Below are 20,168 nucleotides of genomic sequence, written 5' to 3' on the forward strand. Positions count from 1 at the left end.
CCGTCTTTATTGGTGCTATAAATGATGAGAGCGGCACAGCTGAACTAGAAAAAGTCTAGATCAACAAGAGCAAGCAGCTGCGTTAGCATAAAATAGAGAACCACCTGAAGGAGAGCCTTTAGGTGGTTTTTCTCTTGACTAAAAATAAATAAAATGTGTTACAATGATGATAGAGTATATAGTATGAATTTTGCATAAAATAAAAAAGACAGAAGCCTGAGAAACTTCTGCCTTGTGTAACCTAACTTGCTATTGTGGTGGTAGTAGGTGCGGTTATAAGACAATTACATTAACGTTTTAGCCGAGAACCGCCCTTACCTTTTCCACGAAGTAGGGTGGTTCTCGCTTTTTTGTATACAGAAATTAGCCACGGACCGACGTATCTTCTACCGATGATAACGCCAGTTGCGGTTAGGATACCGTACACTAATTTAATTACAAACATCGCGATCATTTTATCACCTCCCCCCTTTTTTCAAAATGGAAGAGATGATTACCACACCTACTAGTTATAGCTTATTAAGTTACATTTCCATTGTATTATGTTTTAAAATAGGGAACAAGACATATGGATAAAAATTCCTATCTTTAAGCAGAGCATAAGTATCAAGGGACAAGAAGCAAATAAATATACATAAAAAAACGGTATGGACATTACCATCCATATTTTTTTATGTATTTATAAAACTTTTCCATACAGTGCGTCGTCTAATATATGGGAAGGAGGAAATGATGTGGTGGATGAATTAACGATAGAAGCGTTTGAAATAGAAGATAAGGAGGACCTTATCGACGAAATAATGAACAAGTATGGACAAGAAGTCTTACAGCTTGTGTATTCGTATGTGAATAATAAAGAAATTGCGGAGGATTTAACGCAAGATATATTTGTGAAATGCTATAAATCTCTTCATACATATAAAGGGAATTCAAACTTAAAAACATGGCTATGGAGAATTGCGATTAATCATTGTAAGGACTATATAAAAAGTTGGTATAACAAAAAGGTAATCGTTACAGAGGATGAATCTGTGTATATTGGGGTTCAAAATGATAGTGTCGAACAAACTGTCATTCAAAATGCGGAGGATAGTAGGTTGGCTTTGGCAGTAATGAGTTTACCGATAAAATATCGAGAAGTCATTTATCTATTTTATTATGAAGAGTTATCAATTAAAGAGATTGCTACGGTAATAGACGTGAAAGAAAACACGATAAAAACGAGATTGAAAAAAGCGAAGGAGCTTTTGAAGGAAGGATTGGAGGAATAATCAAATGGAAGATCGATTAAAAGGCTTGCGAAAATCAATGGAGAACACAACGTTTAAACATTTGAGTTTTTCTAATCAACATCGAAAGCGGGTGCGCGAAAAAATCAAGCAATCATCCGAAAAGGAAGAAGATATCCTTTTAGCGGTGTTACAACTTCTTATGAATGAAAAAACAGGTTATGAATTGATGCAGTTGCTAAGAGGGAGAGGGATTCAAAAATTCGAAGGTGATGAAGGGTCTCTATACACTTTATTACATCGTTTAGAACAGAACCGCTTTATCCAATCTAGCTGGGATCACGCAGGAGCTAAATATTATCAATTAAATGATAAAGGAAACAAGATGTTGCGAAAGGTAGAGAAAAATGCTATGAAGGCGCGATTTATATTAAAAGGATTAGTACAGGAGTGAGAAAAAATTGAATAAAAAAGGGGAGCATTTTTTAAAAGAAGTTACGAACCATATAAAATCAAAAGAAGCGAAGGACTTGGTGGCAACAGAACTAGACTTTCACTTGAAACAGGCCAAGAATATGTGGGTAGAAAAAGGGTTAAGTGAGGAAGTTGCGGAAGATAAGGCCGTTGAACAAATGGGAAGTCCAATCAAGCTTGGCCAGGAACTTAATAAACTACATAAGCCAAAGGTTGATTGGTTCTTAATTGGTTTATTAGTGGCTGCGATGGGGCTAGGATTTTTGCCAGTTTTAGCTCTTGGACATGCTGACTTATTAATGAATAAGGTGATATTTGTAATTCTTGGTGTTACAACAGCGATTGGGATGATGCTATTTGATTATCGGAAGTTAGAGAGACTCGGGTGGCTGTTTTATACAATTGGTGTACTTATCTTGTTAGCTATAAAATGTTTTCCGACTATTTCTGTGAATGGGGAAGCGTTAATAAAAATTGGTCCCATCAAAATTGACTGTTTAATGACAATACCATTCTTTTTTCTAGCCTGGGCTTCATTTTTTAATAACAGTAGATTAAAGTTTATACATCTTTTCATGCTGTACGTATTTTCTTTATATCTATTTTTAACTACATCAATTATGGTGCCGATTTATATTTATATTACGATGGTATTCGTTATGCTTTGGTGGAGTAAGCTAGGAAAGAAAACAGCATGGCTCATTACTATTTTACCAATTTTTCTCTTCATTATTAGGGATTTATTTTCCTGGCCTGCTGTAAAAGAATACCGGATAGCTAGAGTTTTAGGGTTTTTAAACCCAGAGCATGATCTATGGTATTTACGTTTAAAAGAGGCGATGTCGTCGGCAGGTTGGTTTGGTACATATGGAAATATAAAGTCTATCCCTGCTGCGCATACTGATTTTGTATTTGCAAGTTTGACTTACTATTATGGATATGTGCTTGCGCTAGTTCTTGTCATTATTCTTTCTCTTTTTGCAGTAAGAATAATGAACATAGCTTATAAAATAAATGACGGTTATGGTAAATTGCTGCTCGTTGGCGGAGTGACTCTTTTTGTAATCCATTTTATTTGTAACGTTGGCATGATTTTAGGATTATTACCGCGTGCTTCTATATCATTACCTTTTATTAGTTATGGATTAACACCAACTGTATTTCATGCACTTTTAATGGGAATCGTGTTAAGTGTATATAGGCGTAAAGATATGTCATTTAGAATGAAGAGGACACCTTGATGATGATCAAGGTGTTTTTGTTATATGTAAAAAGAATTCACTATTATAATCAACTACGGCATACTAAAAGAACAGAAAAATTTATAGGGAGGACAAATAAATTGAGTAACCTCACTCGTTTACGCACACAAATTTTAATAACGAACACTTTCATGGAACTATTAAGAGAAAAACCATTCTCAGCGATTACGATTAATCATATTTGCGAAAAAGCAATGATACATAGAAGTACGTTTTATCGTTATTACGTAGATAAGTATGAGCTCTTTAGTGCCACGGTAAATGCTGTCGTCATAGAGTTATTTGAACAAGCTAAGCAAGATTTAAATTTAGAACGTACATTTTTTGAAGCAGTAATTGACTACATAGATGTGAATCGTACGTTGTTTTTTAACGTTACGACTAAAAATAGTAGCCGTGAATTATATGATAAATTGATCCAATTTGGCGCAGAGGTTTTATGTGAAAATGCAATGCGATATAACGACCCCCTTTCAAAGCAAATCCGAAATTCAGATTATCCAAATGTGCTATGTGATTTTTATTGTAGCGGATTTTGTGAAATCGTAAAAAAATGGGTAAATAATGAATATCCATATTCAAAAGAAGAACTCATCCAGATCGTTAATAGTTTTCTAATAAATGAACCAAAATAAGACATATGTCTCATTTTGAGACGTATATTCATTTTTATTCATCGTTTTCCTCCAAAGCCTATGATAAATTATTGAGCATAGCAGAGGAGGAAAGAAAAATATGAATAAGGTTTTTGATACAATTGGACGTTTCATCATCAAGTACGCAAAGATGAATATTGCACTTATATTATGTTTAACGATATTTTTCGCATTTGGTATAACAAAACTTGAGATGAAGATGGGGAATGATGTATTTCTAAGTAATACATCTGATGTTTATAAAGATACGGAAACGTACCAAAAACATTTTGGTGGAGATGGTATATACGTATTACTTAGTGGAGATAGTAATAAATTGCTTTCGCAAGAAACAAACAAAGCGATTGTAGAGTTCACTACAAAAGCAGAAGGTATAAAAGATATTACAGGATCGACGCATTATGTAGGTTTATTAAATGAAATGTTAGCTGCTCCGTCTCCTTCTTTTTCGGCATTTGATACAGGAGCAACAAATCCGAAACTAGAAACAGCTTTGAAAAATTCTATTTCAAGCGAAAAAATGAACGAAATGAATAGTAGTGTAAAAAATAGCTTAACGGATGAGCAACGTGAAAAAATGAGAGTATTTATTCAGCAACAACTTACAGCTGAACAAATGCAAGAAATACAAAAACAATTAATCGCGCTCGGCCATGAACCTACGGTTGATGAGCAAGAGAAAATAACACAATCGGTTTTAACAGAAAAGCAAAACGATGAAATCACAAAGTATACGCAAAGCATGTTAACAGAGCAACAAAAAGATAACGTGCAACGAGATATGATGAAAGCTCTACCAAACGTTCAAAATATGAATAATGATTTACTTCATGAAATCGTCTTTTCTAATAAAGGGAAAGTGCCAGACCAACTGAAACAACTCATTCCTGAGAATGGAAAACACGTTGTGATTCAGCTGCACACATCGAATAATACAGAAATGACGACGTATGTACGGATAAATAAAGAGCTAAACGAACTTATTGAAAATACGAATTTCAGTCAGGGTGTAACAGTGAAAATGGCTGGAATGCCTGCTATTTTAGGTGATATACAAGAAGAGGTTATAACGACATTAGGAATTATGCTCGGTTTAGCGGTTATATTAATGATTGTCGTACTATTCTTCGTATTCCCTGTAAGACGTCGCGTTATTTCATTAGCTTTTGTGCTAATCGGATTAATATGGACATTTGGTTTCATGGGGGGGGCTGGAATCCCGATTACGCTCGCAACTATGGCGACATTACCAATCATTATAGGCCTTGGCACTGACTTTGGTGTTCAATTTCATAACAGATATGAAGAGGAATTTAAAACGAGTGGATTTGATGCGAAACGCGCAACACGAAATGCCGTTCGTCACATTGGACCTGGCGTAGGGATTGCAGTTGTGATTATGAGTTTAAGCTTCCTGACAATGTATTTATCGAAAGCGCCGATGATGCAGCAATTTGGTTTAACATTAGCGATTGGTGTTTTATTCTGTTACGTTGTTGAATTATTATTGATGTTCTCAACATTCTACTTATTAGATCGTAAAAAGGAAGCGCCTAAACTAAAAAGTGATGCAGATAAAAACACAATGCTATCACGCTTCTTAAATCAATATGCTAATCTAGCTATGAAACTCGCAATTCCTATTTTAATCGTTTCTGTTATTTTATCTGGTCTTGGATTTATGGCAGAGAAGTCTATCCCGACTGAAACAGACTTAACAAAAATGATTCCGCAAAATATGGAGACATTAAAAAATACGAAACAATTACAAAAGATAGTTGGCTCTACAACGTATATTACGTACTTAGTAGAAGCAGAGGACGTCACGGAACCGAAAGTGATGTCTTGGATGAAACGCGAAAGTGAAAAGGTAGAAAACAAATATAAAGATGTGAGTGATGTTATATCACTGCCTAGCGTTATTCTACAAATCAATGGGAAAGATATACTATCAGAATCCGCTTCGCAAGTAGAAAATGAACTTAAAAACGTACCAAATTCTCTGAAAGAAACTGTTATAAGTAAGAACAAAAAGTACGCCACAGTTAAGTTCCAAGTGAATCCAGATCTTTCTTCTGCTGATCAATTAAAATTAATGCATAACATATCAAAGGACATGAAGCCGATAGATGGTGTGAAAATCAAGCCAGCGGGCGCGCAAGTTATGATGCTGTATGGTATTGATAACATCGGTGCGAATAGTGGACTAATGATTGGCGCAGGGCTGCTCATTATTTTCCTATCTTTATTCCTTGTGTATCGCCGCGTAAAACATGCGTTATATCCATTAATACCAATTGTTTTAGTACTAGGGTTCTCTCCGGGTGCGTTAAAACTTCTTGATATTTCGTATAATCCGCTAACGACGGCGCTTAGCTGCCTTGTACTTGGTATTGGAACAGAGTTTACGATTCTTATTATGGAAAGATTCCGTGAAGAAGAGGAAAAGGGACTGTCTCCTCAAGAAGCAATTCGTGTTTCTCTTTCAAAAGTAGGGCAAGCCATTACCGCTTCAGGATTAACAGTAATTGTTGGGTTTTCAACGTTAATTTTTGTTAACTTCCCGGTTTTACGTGAATTTGGTATTACAACTGTTATTGATACGACACTTTCTTTATTCTGTGCTTTAACAATATTACCAGTCTTAATCGTTTTGTTTCAAAAACGTAAATAGATAGTAGGAAGAGGGTTATGATAAATAACCCTCTTTTTCTATTTAAATAAGTGAACTTCCTTTAATAGAAGTACATAATTTAGAATGAGAAATTGATTCAGCTAATTGCTTTAAATAAGCGTATTCTTCCGCATCTTTTTCGGAAGTGTTCGGATCTAATAATGGTGAAGATAGCAGTACATCAACGGTAAGTATGTCTGCATCATGAGAAATGATGTTATAACCTGCAAATACAGGTCGTTTTAAGTCTTTTACTTTTTGAATCATCTGATGGAATTTCGTAACACTTATATTGATTTTCGCTAATGGAAAGCATTTTTGGTTGGGATTCTCGATGGTTTTTCTAATTTTATAATCGTATACGTAATAGTATTTCTCTTGCTGCTCAAGCGCTTGCAACTCTTTCGTTAATAAGTGGTATTTGTCTGTAAGTCCAGTTGTGAGTGCATCGTGTTCTTCGCCAACTAGTATGGTGAAAGGTCTTGGTGATGGGATTGAAATGGTGCGGATGTTTAGGTCGATCAAAGTGGGATTAGATTGTACAATGGTATGTAATTTTTCGGTAGGAAATTCACCGTCATAAATAGCGATAAAATAATGGTTCATTTTTTCACTCCTTAACTTTTTCTAAACTGATATATTCTATTTTTAAGGTGTAAATCCTGCATAAAAAAGAAACACCTTGATTCATATCAAGGTGTTGTAATAAGCTCAAAACTCTCTGAATCAGCCCCAAGTATAAAAGGACTAATTTCGCCGACGCTATAAAGTTGTAACTCATGCATCGCACGCGTACAAGCGGTGTAGAACAATCTACGTACGCTCTCATCATTGTATACATCTTCAGAAGCATCATAAATAATAACAGCGTCAAATTCAATACCCTTCGCTAAATAAGCAGGGATCACGACAATACCTTGCTCATACTCGGCTGAGTTACTCTTCACGAGTTTAATATTCTCGATATGACGGAGTGCTTCGTATGCAGCGGCGCTTTCAGTTGCGGATTTACATATAATTGCGATCGTGTTGTGATTTTGTTTTTGTAGTTCAGCAACTTTAGCAGTAATATGCTCATGAAGTTCGCTGTAATCAGCTACTTTCGTCACTATAGGTTTCTCGCCGTCACGTTCAAAGGCGTGAATGTCTTTTCCTTCTGGTACGAGATTTCGTGTAAATTCAATAATCGGTTTTGTTGAGCGATAGCTACGAGTTAAGTTAATACCGTTCGTTTCATCTGGTCCGTATAAGTTAGTAAGTGTATTGAAATTAACTGTTTCACTTGCATGGGCAAATATCGCTTGGTTAAAGTCTCCGAGTACCGTCATTCTTGCAGCAGGGAAGAGACGTTTTAAGAACTCGAACTGAAACGGAGAATAATCTTGCGCTTCATCTACGAGTACGTGTTTAATCGATCTGTTCGTTTGGAAGCCTTCAATTAATTCTTTTAAAAGTAAAAATGGAGTCGCATCCTCGTAATATAGCTTTCCTTCATCAAGCATGTTCACCGTTAGAGAGCAAATGTCATCCCATTCTTTTGGTTTTTCTCCAGTAACCCATGATGCGTCTGTGAAGAGTTGTTTATAGATTCCTGTGAAATTGATGAAGCGCAGTGTTTGAACGCCTTTACGAAGCGGCTTCAATTTTTTGCGGACAATCATACGTCCCAGGACTTTCGTTTCTTTCTCATAGTCATTAAAAGAGTTGTCGTCAAACTCGCCTTTTTTCTGCAAGTATTTATAAGCCTTTTGATATTCATCTTTACTAAGTAATTCAATTTCTTCTTCTACCCAAGGCTTTTTCAGTTCTGCTTTTTCAAGTGCATCTATTTGTTTATTTAGCCAATCCGTTAACTTCTCAATTCGACTATGGAAGCGGAGGGAGGAGTCAGTATTGTAAAATTGCTCTGTAATTTCTTTAGCTGAGGCGATTAGTTTCCCTCTAAATTTCATTCCTCTAAATAGCATGCCTGAAGTTTCAAGAGATTGTCTGTACGCTCTAATCATTTCGAAAAATTGAGTGGATGCTTTAAATCGGATGCTCGTATTTCTAATTTTGTAATTTGCGCTATTTGTTTCAGTTAGCATATATTCTAATTGTTCGTAAGGATCTTCCACATCAAATGACTTACTTAGTCTATGGTTTAAATATTCTTGGAATGTTACTTGCTGCATATTTTCTTCACCGAGTTCAGGTAGTACGTTAGATACGTAGCTATTGAACATAGAGTTAGGGGAAAAGAGAATAATTTGATCCGCTTTTAGCCATTCGCGATATTTATATAGTAAGTAGGCGATTCGCTGTAGGGCAGCTGATGTTTTACCACTACCAGCAGCTCCTTGAACGATAAGGAGTCGGCCTTCATCGTGACGGATAATTTCATTTTGCTCACGCTGAATCGTAGCGACAATGCTCTGCATATGTTTGTTTGTACCTTTTCCGAGCGCTTGTTGCAGAATTTCATCACCGATTGTGAGGCTCGTATCGAACATGGAATCAATCTCGCCATTTTGAATAATGTATTGTAATTTTTTCTCCACATTACCGCGAATTACGCCGCCTGGTGTGTTGTATTCAGCCGGTCCTGGTGGATAGTCGTAATAAACACTTGAAATTGGGGCGCGCCAGTCATAAATAAGAAAGTTTTCTCCGCTTGCATCAGTAAGGGTAGAAACACCGATATAGATTTGTTCTGCGGCAGGTTCGCCTTCTTCAGTAAAATCGATGCGTCCGAAGTAAGGTGCTTTTTGCATACGTCGCAGCGCGGCAAGTCGATTAAAGGTGTGTTTATGGGTGATTTGTGTAACAGCTAGTGACTGAGCTTGTTGTCTTAAGTTGATAACTGTTTCAAGGTAATCATCAAAAGTATCTGTATTCACTTTAACGTCATCCCAGAAGTGTTTACGGATGTTGATTACTTCTGCCCGGCGTCTGCCAGTTTCGTTTTCCAGCTTATCAATTTGCTGCGTAATCGTTTCGATTACGGTATCCAATCGTTTTTGCTCTAGATCAAGTTTTTTGTTCATACGTAAGCACTCCTTTAAAAGTGAAAAATAGAGGTTGACTGAAGAAAGGTTTTGTTGTACAATTAAGATACGGATAAATACGTTCTGTGTATTTTAGGAAACGTGTTTCTGTACTAATTTAACATAGTTTCTTAATTTAATCAATAATGATGAGATAAACCCTTGGTTCCACGCGTTGTGAATCAAGGGATTTTTTGTTTTTCTGTAAGAAAGAGTTGCGATTTTATCGAGGATGATCTAAGTAAAGTATAGAAACAATCAGGAATAGGGGGATACTGATGGAAAAATATTTTGAGGAAGCACATCGTTTTTGTTCTCGTAATAGAAAGCACTTAGAAAAGGATGTTATATGTGGTTGTTTCTATTGTTTAGAAATTTTCCATCCAGAAAAAATTACAGAGTGGTGGGATGATGATAACACAGCAGTTTGTCCGCATTGTGGGATTGACTCTATTATAGGGGAAAGTTCAGGATTTAGAATCACAGAAATGTTTTTAAGTGAAATGCATAAAAGATGGTTTTAGTTAAACGAATGACAAAATAAACTTTCGGTAACGAAGATAGGGTAAAACTAACTAAGATTTTACACTATCCATAAAATGAAAAAGACATTATCCTTTCTATAGAATCGAAGAGTCAATCATGTAATTTCATTTACCCAATCTGTATACAATTTCCCCCTGGAAGAGGGGATATAAAAAAGCTCGGGCTTAGCCCGAGCTTTTCATTATTTCTTTTCGTCTTTTTTATCGTCAGCTTTTGGCTCTTTGAAAAGATCTTTTAAATCTTTATCGTCAACTTTTACGTCAGCTTTTTTGATTTCTTTCATCATAAGGTCGTTCATGAATTGTCCATCTTGTACTTTTTCTTGAGCTAGTGATTTTTTAATATCAGCTTTTGCTTTATCGAAAGTTGCATCTGCGTGATTATCAGTTACTTTAATAATATGGTAACCAAATTGTGTTTTTACAGGTTCGCTTACTTCACCTTTTTTCAACTTTTGAGCTGCTTCTTCAAATTCTTTTACCATTTTCCCTGGTCCGAAGAATCCTAAGTCGCCACCTTTTTCTTTTGAACCTGTATCTTCAGAGTATTGTTTTGCTAATTCTTCGAAAGATTTACCTTGAGCAAGTTCATCTTTCACTTTTTTAGCAGTTTCTTCATCTTTTACAAGGATATGACTTGCTTTAATTTCTTTTTTATAATCCTCGAATTTTGCTTTTACATCTTTATCGGTAATTGCTTGTTCAATCGCTTTTTCTTGAGCTAATGAGGCACGGATAGTATTTTTAAATGTTTCTTCTTTCATGCCTTGTTGTTTTAATAGTGTATCGAATTGATCACCAACTTGTTTTTTCGTTTCATCAAACTTTTTGTCTACTTCTTTTTCATCTACTTTGTAGTTTTTAATAAGTACTTTTTCCATAACCATGTTATTTAGTGTTTGTTTACCAGTTGGTGAATTTTTCATTTGTTCATAGAACTCTTCTTTTGTAATGTCACCAGCTTTAGATGTAACGATTTTGTCTGATGATGATGTTCCACATGCTGATAATGCGATTACACTTGTTGCGGCTAAGGCAAGCATAGCTTTCTTCATTCGATAAACACTCCTACTATTATGTATTTTTAATTTATCCTACACCGATGAATTTTAAATTCATAAGAGCCCGATTAAGTCTCACTGATACTTTTGCTTTTTATATTGGTAAAGCGCGCTTAACAGGGCTTACCGTGGCTGAGGATAAAGTTTTGATGAATGTTTTGTTTTATAGTATAAGCAATATGTACAAAATTTAATATATCATATTTCGACGCGTTTTCATATTGATAAAGAAAAATTAACCAGTACGTGTCAGATTTTGAAAGTGTGCCATATTGGGCGTATGCCGCATATACAGAATAGAGGAGGGGATGGGGATGAATTCTCAACTTATTTTATTACTTGTACTGTTTATTTTATTGGTTATTGTAGGTATAATTTGCTTATAGAGGAAAAAAGTGAGGAAGGGGCTTTCCTTCCTCACTTTCCATGAAATATAATTTCTATATAACTAGAAATTAATAAAATTGTTATACATACATTAATAACCCGAAAGACACCGGGCTGGCGGCTCGCAGCTATTTGTTTTCGTTCACACAGTGTATGTGTCATGAAATTCGTGTAAAATATAACAAGAAGTGCGAATGCGACAAAAACAACTGTTATAAGTGTCATGAGGCGAGACCTCCTTTTGGCTAAAATACATATACATATATTGTATCACACGATATTTTGTTCGTGTTACAAAATTCAGAAATAGAAGACTTTGTGTTAGAAAGTGAGGGAGAAAATGGACGTTGTTAGAAGATTAGAACAAGCTGAATACTACGTAGACCTACTATTTAAAATGATTGATGAAGAGAAGTGTCCATTTTATTCTTTGATCATAAAGAAAAAAGCTCGTAAAAAAGATATTGAACGTATACTAAATCTTTGTGAAAAACTGAACGAGCGATATGTAGTGGAGAAAGCAGAAGGGCTTCTTTTGTTCGATGCGCTGTTAGATCAATTTGAAAAAGCGCTTCCACATCAGCTCGAAGTACACGAAACTGCGGAAGCGCTAGCAAAACAAGGTTTATTTAAGCCGCTTATGAATGAATTCTTAAGCATGATTGCGAAAAAATAAATAGATTATTTCTTAACTAACTTTTGATCGGATTCTGTAAAGTTCTCTTCAATATCTTCTAATGATTTCTCAAAAATATCGATAAAGTCTTGTCCGTAAATATTACGCAGGATTGCAATCAGTTCGATATTTTCTGGGAACTTCCCATAAAAATTACGAAGTGCAAGAGCCCCATTAAACACTGAATTATTTTCAGGATCATACTCCTCCATTAAGCGAAGTAGTAATTCTTCCCCTTTGTCTGTAATTTCAATGTACGTATTTCGTTTATCATCTTCCTTTTTTGAGAATACAAGATAGCCGCGTTCTTCCAGCTTTTTCGAGAAGTTAAACGCTGTTGATACGTGCATAACTCCAAACTTAGCAATCTCAGAAATAGAAGCCCCTTTTAAATGATAAGCGATTGTTAAAATATGATGTTCATTAATATTTAAATCGTAAGGTTTAATCCACTGCTGCCAATCTTTCTCTACACATTTCCATAACGCTTTCGATAATTGAGCAATGCGTTGGCTGAAAATCATCGCTTCTTTTACCGAGTAATCTTTTTCTCCACTTTTCATTTACTCACCCACTTTAACATTCTTTTTCATTACTATCTATTATGCCAGTAAAATAAAAATTAATAAAGTCTTTTTGTAAGAATTGTGAAAATTTTTTAACAAAATGACATTCTATACAAATCATGCATAACTATGGAAGCGTTTTATGAGTCGTGAATACATGCGTTGTCCTTACATGTTAATTGATAACATATATTGTAAATGCATAAAAACACGGCATATCTATACGATATGCCGTGTCAAGGTCAATTTATATAAAAAATATTTGTTATATGCAAAAAACTAAGCAGGAATTTGTTTACGCTTTTTCTGGAACAGCTTCTTGCAGTTTCTCAATTGACTTTTGGATGTCCAAAATTTCTTTCTCAATATGGCGCTTGTTTTGAGAAATATCTTGTTTCCAGTTAGAAAGCGTGTCTTGCATGTCATCTTTTAGTTCTTGAAACACTTCTTTACCTTCTGAAGCAGTTTCAACAATTTGACGCTTTAATAATTTCGTATCAGCTGTAATATCAGCTAAAGTCTTTTTAATATCATTTCCTTTTTCTTTTAACTTGCCGCGCATGTCTTTACCAGAAGAAGGAGTTGAGAAAAGAACGGCTAGTCCAGCAACTGCTCCCCCGCAAATAACACCTGTAATAAAGGATTTAGCTTTTGACATAAAAGGAGACCTCCTTATTTTTTGTTCGTATTCATGATGTAAAACAATATGCATATCTTTCTTATATGTGCTATGCACAAACAATCATCCCTGAGCATTTTAAGTGAAGAAACAAGCCATGCGGAATTTGATGACTTCAGGGAAGTGGCTTGTTATGTATTACGCCTTCTTATAGTGTCATTATTTCACACTATTTGCAATTGTACTTGCGATGTTTTGTAAATTTTCCATAGTGTATTCATTTTGGTGTGATTTCCAAACAGCACCGAAACCATCTTTTTCACCGTAGCGTGGAATTAAATGAAGGTGGAAGTGGAACACAGTTTGTCCAGCTTTTTCACCGTTATTGTTAAGTAGGTTAAAGCCAACTGGATTAAACTCTGCTTTAATCGCATTTGCGATTTTTGGAACGACAGAAAAAATGTGTGATGCGATTTCTGGCGTTAACGCAAAAATGTCTTGTTTGTGAACTTTCGGAATAACAAGAGTATGTCCTTTTGTTACTTGACTAATATCTAAAAATGCAAGCACATGTTCATCTTCGTATACTTTTGAGCAAGGGATTTGCCCGTCAATGATTTTACAAAAAATACAATTGTCTGCTGTATGATTCATTGATCTCATCCTTTCAAATATCCTTAGCCGTATTTTACCATAATTACATAAGAGAACAAACACGAAAAACAGGAAGCTGACTCAGCTTCCTGTTTTCTGAAGAGGGATTGAAAAAGCATTATCGTAATTTACGTTTCGCAGACACCTCATTTATTTAAGAAATGCACGGTAAATCGGCTAAAGTTTCTGCCGTAGACACCCCATTTTCAAGTGAAATGAATTGCAATCTTTTTTAAAATGAAATTGTTTATTTTTTAAAACAGTATATGCTCTTTCAGAGACACCCCGTTTCGAAAATGAAACAAATAATCTGGTTATGTGTAAATTTCATTGTCCAACATGGACACCCCATTTCATGATGACTTCACTATGTTGTTGTACTCATCAATTGGTGGTCGCTTTTTCAATGTGTTCCTTCTTCACTAATTATGATGTCCGCTTTCGGGAAAATATATGCTAATAAATTTAAAATTTTTTTTTGAGTACATGGATACTATGTAGTACAGCATAATTTTTGGTAAGATGAATATAGAATGAATACTAATGAAGAAAGTGGTGTCGTATGAGCGAGTTATTGCGTGTAGAAAATGTTACAGGAGGATATACGAAACGACCTGTATTAAAAGATGTTTCGTTCTCTGTTAATAAAGGCGAACTTGTCGGCTTAATCGGTTTAAATGGAGCTGGTAAAAGTACGACGATTAAACATATTATCGGTTTAATGGAACCGAACAAAGGAACTGTCACAATTAATGGGAAAACAATTCGTGATGATATGACAGCATACCGTTCTAGTTTTTCGTTCATCCCAGAAACACCTGTATTATATGATGAGCTAACGCTAGAAGAACATTTGAAGCTAACAGCGATGGCGTACGGTGTCGATGAAAAACAATATGAAGAACGTGTAGGACAACTATTACATGAATTTCGCATGAAAAATCGTTTAAAATGGTTTCCATCTCATTTCTCAAAAGGGATGAAACAAAAAGTAATGATTATGAGCGCGTTTTTAGTTGAGCCATCTCTTTACATAGTAGACGAACCTTTCGTTGGATTAGACCCGTTAGCAATTCAATCACTTCTTCAAATGATGGATCAAATGAAAAAGAGTGGCGCCGGCATTTTAATGAGCACACATATTTTAGCGACGGCAGAGCGTTATTGTGATTCGTTCATTATTTTGCATCAAGGTGAAGTAAGAGCGAAGGGAACATTAGCTGAACTACAATCACAGTTTAATATGCCGGGTGCAACGTTAGATGATATTTATATTGCATTAACGAAGGAAGAAGACTATGAATAGCACAGCATTATGGAAAGAACGATTTCGTCACTTCCTAAAAGAAGTTCGTACATATAGTAAATACGTATTTAATGATCATTTGAAATTTATTTTTGTATTTATCATCGGCGCAGGAGCGTATTATTACCAGCAATGGTTACAAACGTTAACACCTTCGTTTCCGACAGCGCTTGTTATGGCAGTGTTGCTTGGACTCGTGTTAACAGCTGGATCCATTCAAACGTTATTAAAAGAAGCGGATCTCGTTTACTTACTGCCAGTTGAAGAAAAGTTAAAACCTTACTTCACCAAGGCATTTCTTTTTACATTTATGATTCAGTTATACATAATCGCAATCGTAGCAGCTGCGCTTGCTCCGTTATACTTCCAACAAATGAAGCAAACAGGTGCTGGATACATTTGGATTGTCCTCGCATTTGTCATTGTAAAAGCGTGGAATTTATTTGTAGCGTGGGAAAAGTCATTTTTAACAGATCAAAATATACAAAGGGCTGATTGGTTTATTCGTTTTATCTTAAACAGTTTATTTGTATATTTCCTTGTAGAACGTACTTCAGTTCTTTTCATTGGCGGAATCGTTCTGCTCATGGTGTTATATCTTGCTATCATGCATCAAATGGTAAAAGGAAAGCCGCTAAACTGGGAGTATTTAATTTCTGAAGAAGGTAAGAAAATGATGCTGCTGTACCGAATTGCGAATATGTTCGTTGATGTACCAGCATTAAAAGAAAGAGTATCTCGCCGAAAATGGCTGGATTTCATTCTGTCGATAATCGGCGAAAAGCGTACATATTTATACTTATATACGAGAACATTTTTAAGATCAGGTAACTATTTTGGATTATATGTGCGTCTGCTCGCTCTTGGCGGAGTTATTCTTTACTTCATTCCATTTTTATATGGACGATTTATCGTAAGTTTTATTTTCCTATACTTAATCGGTTATCAGCTATTAACTTTATGGAAACATCACCGCATGAAAATTTGGCTTGATTTGTATCCAGTAAAGGTAGATGAAAAGAAGAAAGATTTTCTTACTTTATTAAATACGATTCTAATCATCGGGAGCGTAATCTTTACAGTTATATTTGCACTTGCGACGAAAGATTTCATAATGACGGGAATTTTACTAGTCGTAAGCATAGTATTTAGTATCGGTTTCGTTTATCAATACGGGGCAAAACGTATTGAGCGTTTAAATTGAAGGGAATGAACCTATGATTACATATGAAGAAAAGGTTATAAAAGAACTGGAGCAATGGAAAGCTACATTCATGAAAGATTCTTCTATGATGACACGGTTCTCAAAGAAAGTGCAGACGAAAGTACAACAGCTTATTCCGGCGAAAGTGCAAAAAGTATTAACAGAAACGATTCGGATGATGGTACAAACAATTAGCGCCGGATCAAACTTTATAAAGCCGAAATTAAAAGAGACGAACTGGTCATTGCAAAGACGAGACGATGAAGTACGTAAAAAAATGGATGAGTACAAAAAAATAGCAGCGGCAGAAGGAGCAGGGACGGGAGCAGGCGGTATTCTCCTTGGCCTTGCTGACTTTCCGCTTTTACTCGGCATTAAAATTAAATTTTTATTCGATGCAGCAACATTGTACGGATTTGATACGAGCGACAAAGAAGAGCGCCTTTTTATCCTTCACGTTTTCCAGCTTGCCTTTTCAAGTGACGACCACCGAAAAGAAATATGGAAAGCCATCGAAACGTGGGATACAGAAGAAGAAAATCATATGGACTGGGAAAAGTTCCAAACAGAGTACCGAGACTATATCGATTTAGCAAAAATGCTTCAGCTCGTACCAATAATCGGTGCCCCGGTCGGCGCGTATGCGAACTATCAATTACTGCAAAGACTTGGGGAAGTAACGATGAATTGTTATCGTATGCGGTTGCTGAATAGGGATTAAAAAGAAGGCGTCCTACATGTGTAATGTAGGACGCCTTTTCTTAGAAGCTAAGTCCGATATAGCTAACTCCAACTATAATCAATACGATAAAAAGTACAATGATTAATGAAAATCAGCTCTTACCAGCTTTTCCCGCTTCACCGCCGCCATTACCACCAAGTCCCATATGATATCCTCCTTATTGCTATATATTGCTTTTACTTTATAACTTTCTGTATTTTCCAATAAACACCTTCTGTAGTGCTAACTAAATTGAAAATCATTTCGTTTTGTTTTATAATTTACTTACCGACCGGTAAGTAAAAATAAGTGAGGTACAATATGACGAAGAATTTACAAACATCGCAGAACATTGTAGAGGCATCGTTTAAACTTATGGCAGAACACGGCATTGAGAAGATGAGTCTTTCCATGATTGCGAAAGAGGTAGGTATTTCAAAACCGGCTATTTACTATCATTTTTCTTCTAAAGAAGCGTTAGTTGATTTTTTATTTGAAGAGATTTTTTCTGATTATCATTTTGCAAATTACTTCGATAAAGAGCAGTATACGAAAGAAAACTTTGCAGAAAAGCTAATCGCAGATGGTTTACATATGCTCTCTGAGTATGAAGGGCAAGAAGGAATACTACGCGTTATCAATGAATTTATCGTAACTGCATCGCGAAATGAAAAGTACCAGAAACGTTTATTTGAAATACAAGAGGATTTTTTACATGGTTTCCACGATTTATTGAAGAAAGGCGCGAGACTGTGCGTTGTGTCACAACATGAAACGGAAGAAAATGCTCATACGCTAGCGCTTGTGATCGATAATATGAGCAACTATATGCTCATGGGATTCCATTTAAAGTATAAAGAAATTTGGATTCGAAATGTGAAAAACGTCATGAAGGAGGAGTAAAGATGAAAATGCAAAAAAACTGGTGGCTCGGTTTTCTTGGATTTATTGGGATTTATAAAATACCAGGTATGATTGAAGCTTTTCAAGCGGATGGAAGTTGGATGAAGTTAATCGGTTTCATTTGGTTACTTTGGTTCGGATATTTTATTCCTGAGAAGAAAGAAGATTAAATTTCAATTTTCTGTAAAGTTATGTAAAATGTAGATTAAGAGTATTCATATATTAGATTACTAGATTTGGAGTGGTTACATGGATCCATTGAAAAATGAAATTCACCCTGACATGGTCAAGGTGTGGAAAGTTCGTGCTGTGATTGAAGAAGGGATCGGTATACTCGTCATTTTAGCTTACCTTTTCCTCATGATAAAGTTTGATTGGTGGGCGTGGATTTTGTATGTAATGATTGGGCTGACAGTTGTGTTCGCACCATTTTCGTACTTCTTATTCCCGAAACTACGTCAACGTTATTACAGCTACCAACTAAATGAAGAAGAGCTTGAAATTCAGCATGGTCTTTTGGTCGTAAAGCGCGTATTAGTACCGATGATTCGTGTGCAGCACGTAACGATTGAACAAGGACCAATTATGAGAAAATATGGCTTAGCAGAATTACACATTTCAACAGCAGCAACTTCTCATAGCATCCCAGGCTTAACGATGTATGAAGCAGAAATGTTGAAAACGAAAATCGCAGAATTAGCGAAAGTGAGTGATGAGGATGTATAAGAGGCAGCATCCAATCACGATGTTATTAGAATTAAAAATAACAGATTTTATACCACTCATTATTTTCATGTTTAGCTTAAACGGAAAATTCCCGTTTTGGTATTTAATTCCCGCAGCATTTGGTTTACTCACCGTTTTTTCAGCATTTGAAAAATGGTATTACACAACATATTGGGTTGAAAATAACGTATTACATGTGAAAAAAGGTCTCTTCGTGAAAAAGGAGAGCTACTTAAATAAAGAACGTGTTCAAACGATTAATACAAGTTCTAACGTACTATATCAAATGCTCGGTTTGAAAAAAATTCAGATTGAAACAGCTGGTGGGGGCGATGAAGCAGAAGTTAGCTTAGCTGGTATTACGGCAGAAGAAGCGGCGGAGCTTATTACTTTGCTAAATGAGCCAACTCCAGAAGTGAAAGCAGAAGGAACATTAGACGAAGCAGCAGAAAATGTAGTAGAAAAAGAAATTGTTACAGAAGAAAAACAAGCGACAGAATATAAATTAACTTGGAAAGAGATTTTATTAGCATCTGTTACATCTGGTCAATTTGGACTATTATTCTCTTTAATCTTTTTCGTTTATCACCAAGTAGATGAGTACATTCCGAAATGGATAGAGAATGGCGTAAAGTCGTATGTAATGGAACATGATATATATGGCTGGATTTTCATGGTAGCCATGTTACTCGTTCTTTCTTGGATTATATCTACAATCGGTTACGCGTTAAAACATGGCGATTTCACAGTGAATCGAAGAAATGACGAAGTCCGCATTTCGCAAGGATTGCTTGAGAAAAAAGAGCTCGTACTAAAATTGCATCGTATTCAAGGTATTACGATAAAAGAAAGTATTTTACGCCAACCATTCGGTTATTGTGCTGTGCAAGTAGAAGTCATTCAAAGTAAAGGAATGAGTGACGAAAAAGAAAAGGTTACACTGCACCCAATCATTCGAAAAGATCGAGTACAACAGTTACTCGCCCATTTACAATTACCATACGAACTGAATGCAAACATTATTGCATTACCAAAAGCAGCATTGCGCCGTTATCTCATTGATAGTTTTATCTTTTTCGCTATGCTCGCAATCCCGCTTACTGGAATAAGTATATACTCTGAAAAGCACTTCATCATGTGGGCATTAATTCCGCTCGCGATCCTCATCTTTACACTTGGATACGCAACATTTAAAACAAATGGTTACAGTGTTAACGGAGAACAAATTACACTTGTCTATCGTAGCGTCGGAAAATATACAGGACTTATTAGAAGAAGACATGTCCAATCAATGGAGAAGACACAATCATATTTCCAGCGCCGAGCGGATTTATGTACGTATAAGTTTTCTAGTGCATCATCTAGTTACAAATTAGAGCATACGAGAGTAGAAGATGCGGAGAGAATGCAGGATTGGTATAAGAAGAGAATCAGTGAGGAATAATTTGAGAAAGCTTGCCTATTCTGAAGGGCAAGCTT

22 protein-coding genes and 1 pseudogene are annotated in these 20,168 nt (G+C 35.7%); 14 read left to right on the forward strand and 9 right to left on the reverse strand.

Annotated elements, in window-relative coordinates; genetic code table 11:
- Positions 1 to 289: 289 nt before the first annotated feature.
- Positions 290 to 454, reverse strand: a complete 165-nt coding sequence (locus tag ACW0JX_RS05340; RefSeq protein ID WP_459245462.1) for a hypothetical protein — start codon at positions 452 to 454, stop codon at positions 290 to 292.
- A 283-nt stretch (positions 455 to 737) separates the two neighbouring features.
- On the opposite strand from ACW0JX_RS05340, the gene ACW0JX_RS05345 reads away from it, so the two are divergent.
- The 5 genes from ACW0JX_RS05345 to ACW0JX_RS05365 all read left to right on the forward strand — a co-directional run bounded on the left by ACW0JX_RS05345 (position 738) and on the right by ACW0JX_RS05365 (position 6,295).
- A complete protein-coding gene (locus ACW0JX_RS05345; protein WP_029442066.1) occupies positions 738 to 1,271 on the forward strand; it encodes a sigma-70 family RNA polymerase sigma factor in 534 nt (177 codons plus the stop codon).
- Between the two features lie 4 nt (positions 1,272 to 1,275).
- Complete coding sequence (locus ACW0JX_RS05350) at positions 1,276 to 1,683, forward strand: PadR family transcriptional regulator (protein WP_459245463.1); 408 nt, start codon at positions 1,276 to 1,278, stop codon at positions 1,681 to 1,683.
- A 7-nt stretch (positions 1,684 to 1,690) separates the two neighbouring features.
- A complete protein-coding gene (locus ACW0JX_RS05355) occupies positions 1,691 to 2,944 on the forward strand; it encodes an FtsW/RodA/SpoVE family cell cycle protein (RefSeq protein WP_459245464.1) in 1,254 nt (417 codons plus the stop codon).
- Between the two features lie 101 nt (positions 2,945 to 3,045).
- Positions 3,046 to 3,600, forward strand: coding sequence for a TetR/AcrR family transcriptional regulator (locus tag ACW0JX_RS05360; RefSeq protein WP_340719641.1), 555 nt, complete (start codon positions 3,046 to 3,048; stop codon positions 3,598 to 3,600).
- A 100-nt stretch (positions 3,601 to 3,700) separates the two neighbouring features.
- The gene (locus tag ACW0JX_RS05365) at positions 3,701 to 6,295 is read left to right on the forward strand and encodes an efflux RND transporter permease subunit (protein ID WP_459245465.1); all 2,595 of its coding nucleotides are present in this window, start codon (positions 3,701 to 3,703) and stop codon (positions 6,293 to 6,295) included.
- A 42-nt stretch (positions 6,296 to 6,337) separates the two neighbouring features.
- Here ACW0JX_RS05365 and ACW0JX_RS05370 read toward each other — a convergent pair whose 3' ends face one another.
- Together ACW0JX_RS05370 and helD are read right to left on the reverse strand one after the other, a co-directional pair.
- Positions 6,338 to 6,901: a hypothetical protein gene (locus ACW0JX_RS05370; protein WP_340719643.1), complete on the reverse strand. Its 564-nt coding sequence runs from the start codon at positions 6,899 to 6,901 to the stop codon at positions 6,338 to 6,340.
- Between the two features lie 86 nt (positions 6,902 to 6,987).
- Positions 6,988 to 9,321 carry an RNA polymerase recycling motor HelD gene (gene helD / locus ACW0JX_RS05375; RefSeq protein ID WP_459245466.1) on the reverse strand — a complete coding sequence of 778 codons (2,334 nt, stop codon included), beginning with the start codon at positions 9,319 to 9,321 and terminating at the stop codon, positions 6,988 to 6,990.
- Positions 9,322 to 9,599: 278 nt separating this feature from the next.
- Between helD and ACW0JX_RS05380 the strand changes: the two genes are divergently transcribed.
- Positions 9,600 to 9,845: a hypothetical protein gene (locus ACW0JX_RS05380; RefSeq protein WP_000417115.1), complete on the forward strand. Its 246-nt coding sequence runs from the start codon at positions 9,600 to 9,602 to the stop codon at positions 9,843 to 9,845.
- A 203-nt stretch (positions 9,846 to 10,048) separates the two neighbouring features.
- On the opposite strand, the gene prsA is transcribed toward ACW0JX_RS05380, so the two are convergent.
- Positions 10,049 to 10,921, reverse strand: coding sequence for a peptidylprolyl isomerase PrsA (gene prsA / locus ACW0JX_RS05385; protein WP_016124241.1), 873 nt, complete (start codon positions 10,919 to 10,921; stop codon positions 10,049 to 10,051).
- 423 nt (positions 10,922 to 11,344) lie between these two features.
- Positions 11,345 to 11,539 (reverse strand): hypothetical protein, encoded by a 195-nt coding sequence (locus ACW0JX_RS05390; protein WP_000172690.1) that lies wholly within the window; start codon positions 11,537 to 11,539, stop codon positions 11,345 to 11,347.
- 115 nt (positions 11,540 to 11,654) lie between these two features.
- Between ACW0JX_RS05390 and ACW0JX_RS05395 the strand changes: the two genes are divergently transcribed.
- Positions 11,655 to 11,990 carry a DUF1878 family protein gene (locus tag ACW0JX_RS05395; protein ID WP_459245467.1) on the forward strand — a complete coding sequence of 112 codons (336 nt, stop codon included), beginning with the start codon at positions 11,655 to 11,657 and terminating at the stop codon, positions 11,988 to 11,990.
- 5 nt (positions 11,991 to 11,995) lie between these two features.
- Here the strand turns inward: ACW0JX_RS05395 and ACW0JX_RS05400 are convergent, their stop codons facing one another.
- From ACW0JX_RS05400 to ACW0JX_RS05410, 3 genes are all read right to left on the reverse strand, one after another.
- Positions 11,996 to 12,553 (reverse strand): HTH-type transcriptional regulator Hpr, encoded by a 558-nt coding sequence (locus tag ACW0JX_RS05400; RefSeq protein ID WP_000834924.1) that lies wholly within the window; start codon positions 12,551 to 12,553, stop codon positions 11,996 to 11,998.
- A gap of 298 nt (positions 12,554 to 12,851) precedes the next feature.
- On the reverse strand, positions 12,852 to 13,214 hold the full coding sequence (locus ACW0JX_RS05405) for a YtxH domain-containing protein (protein ID WP_000030302.1): 363 nt from the start codon (positions 13,212 to 13,214) through the stop codon (positions 12,852 to 12,854).
- Between the two features lie 180 nt (positions 13,215 to 13,394).
- Positions 13,395 to 13,829, reverse strand: coding sequence for an HIT family protein (locus ACW0JX_RS05410; protein WP_001016835.1), 435 nt, complete (start codon positions 13,827 to 13,829; stop codon positions 13,395 to 13,397).
- A 562-nt stretch (positions 13,830 to 14,391) separates the two neighbouring features.
- Between ACW0JX_RS05410 and ecsA the strand changes: the two genes are divergently transcribed.
- The 3 genes from ecsA to ecsC are packed head-to-tail and all read left to right on the forward strand — an operon-like array spanning position 14,392 to position 17,060.
- On the forward strand, positions 14,392 to 15,135 hold the full coding sequence (gene ecsA / locus ACW0JX_RS05415) for an ABC transporter ATP-binding protein EcsA (protein ID WP_459245468.1): 744 nt from the start codon (positions 14,392 to 14,394) through the stop codon (positions 15,133 to 15,135).
- Positions 15,128 to 16,339: an ABC transporter permease EcsB gene (gene ecsB / locus ACW0JX_RS05420; protein ID WP_459245469.1), complete on the forward strand. Its 1,212-nt coding sequence runs from the start codon at positions 15,128 to 15,130 to the stop codon at positions 16,337 to 16,339. Before ecsA ends, ecsB begins: the two co-directional genes overlap by 8 nt.
- Positions 16,340 to 16,352: 13 nt before the next feature.
- On the forward strand, positions 16,353 to 17,060 hold the full coding sequence (gene ecsC / locus ACW0JX_RS05425; RefSeq protein WP_000634126.1) for an ecs operon protein EcsC: 708 nt from the start codon (positions 16,353 to 16,355) through the stop codon (positions 17,058 to 17,060).
- 40 nt (positions 17,061 to 17,100) lie between these two features.
- On the opposite strand, the pseudogene ACW0JX_RS05430 reads toward ecsC, so the two are convergent.
- Positions 17,101 to 17,226, reverse strand: a pseudogene (locus tag ACW0JX_RS05430) (YjcZ family sporulation protein).
- A 155-nt stretch (positions 17,227 to 17,381) separates the two neighbouring features.
- Here ACW0JX_RS05430 and ACW0JX_RS05435 point away from each other — a divergent pair.
- The 4 genes from ACW0JX_RS05435 to ACW0JX_RS05450 all read left to right on the forward strand — a co-directional run bounded on the left by ACW0JX_RS05435 (position 17,382) and on the right by ACW0JX_RS05450 (position 20,133).
- Positions 17,382 to 17,963 (forward strand): TetR/AcrR family transcriptional regulator, encoded by a 582-nt coding sequence (locus ACW0JX_RS05435; protein WP_459245470.1) that lies wholly within the window; start codon positions 17,382 to 17,384, stop codon positions 17,961 to 17,963.
- A 2-nt stretch (positions 17,964 to 17,965) separates the two neighbouring features.
- Positions 17,966 to 18,133, forward strand: a complete 168-nt coding sequence (locus tag ACW0JX_RS05440; RefSeq protein ID WP_000783808.1) for a hypothetical protein — start codon at positions 17,966 to 17,968, stop codon at positions 18,131 to 18,133.
- 79 nt (positions 18,134 to 18,212) lie between these two features.
- A complete protein-coding gene (locus tag ACW0JX_RS05445; protein ID WP_089170557.1) occupies positions 18,213 to 18,689 on the forward strand; it encodes a PH domain-containing protein in 477 nt (158 codons plus the stop codon).
- Positions 18,682 to 20,133 carry a PH domain-containing protein gene (locus ACW0JX_RS05450; RefSeq protein WP_197241407.1) on the forward strand — a complete coding sequence of 484 codons (1,452 nt, stop codon included), beginning with the start codon at positions 18,682 to 18,684 and terminating at the stop codon, positions 20,131 to 20,133. Before ACW0JX_RS05445 ends, ACW0JX_RS05450 begins: the two co-directional genes overlap by 8 nt.
- Positions 20,134 to 20,168: the final 35 nt, after the last annotated feature.

This window comes from Bacillus sp. C-3-6, assembly GCF_054509685.1.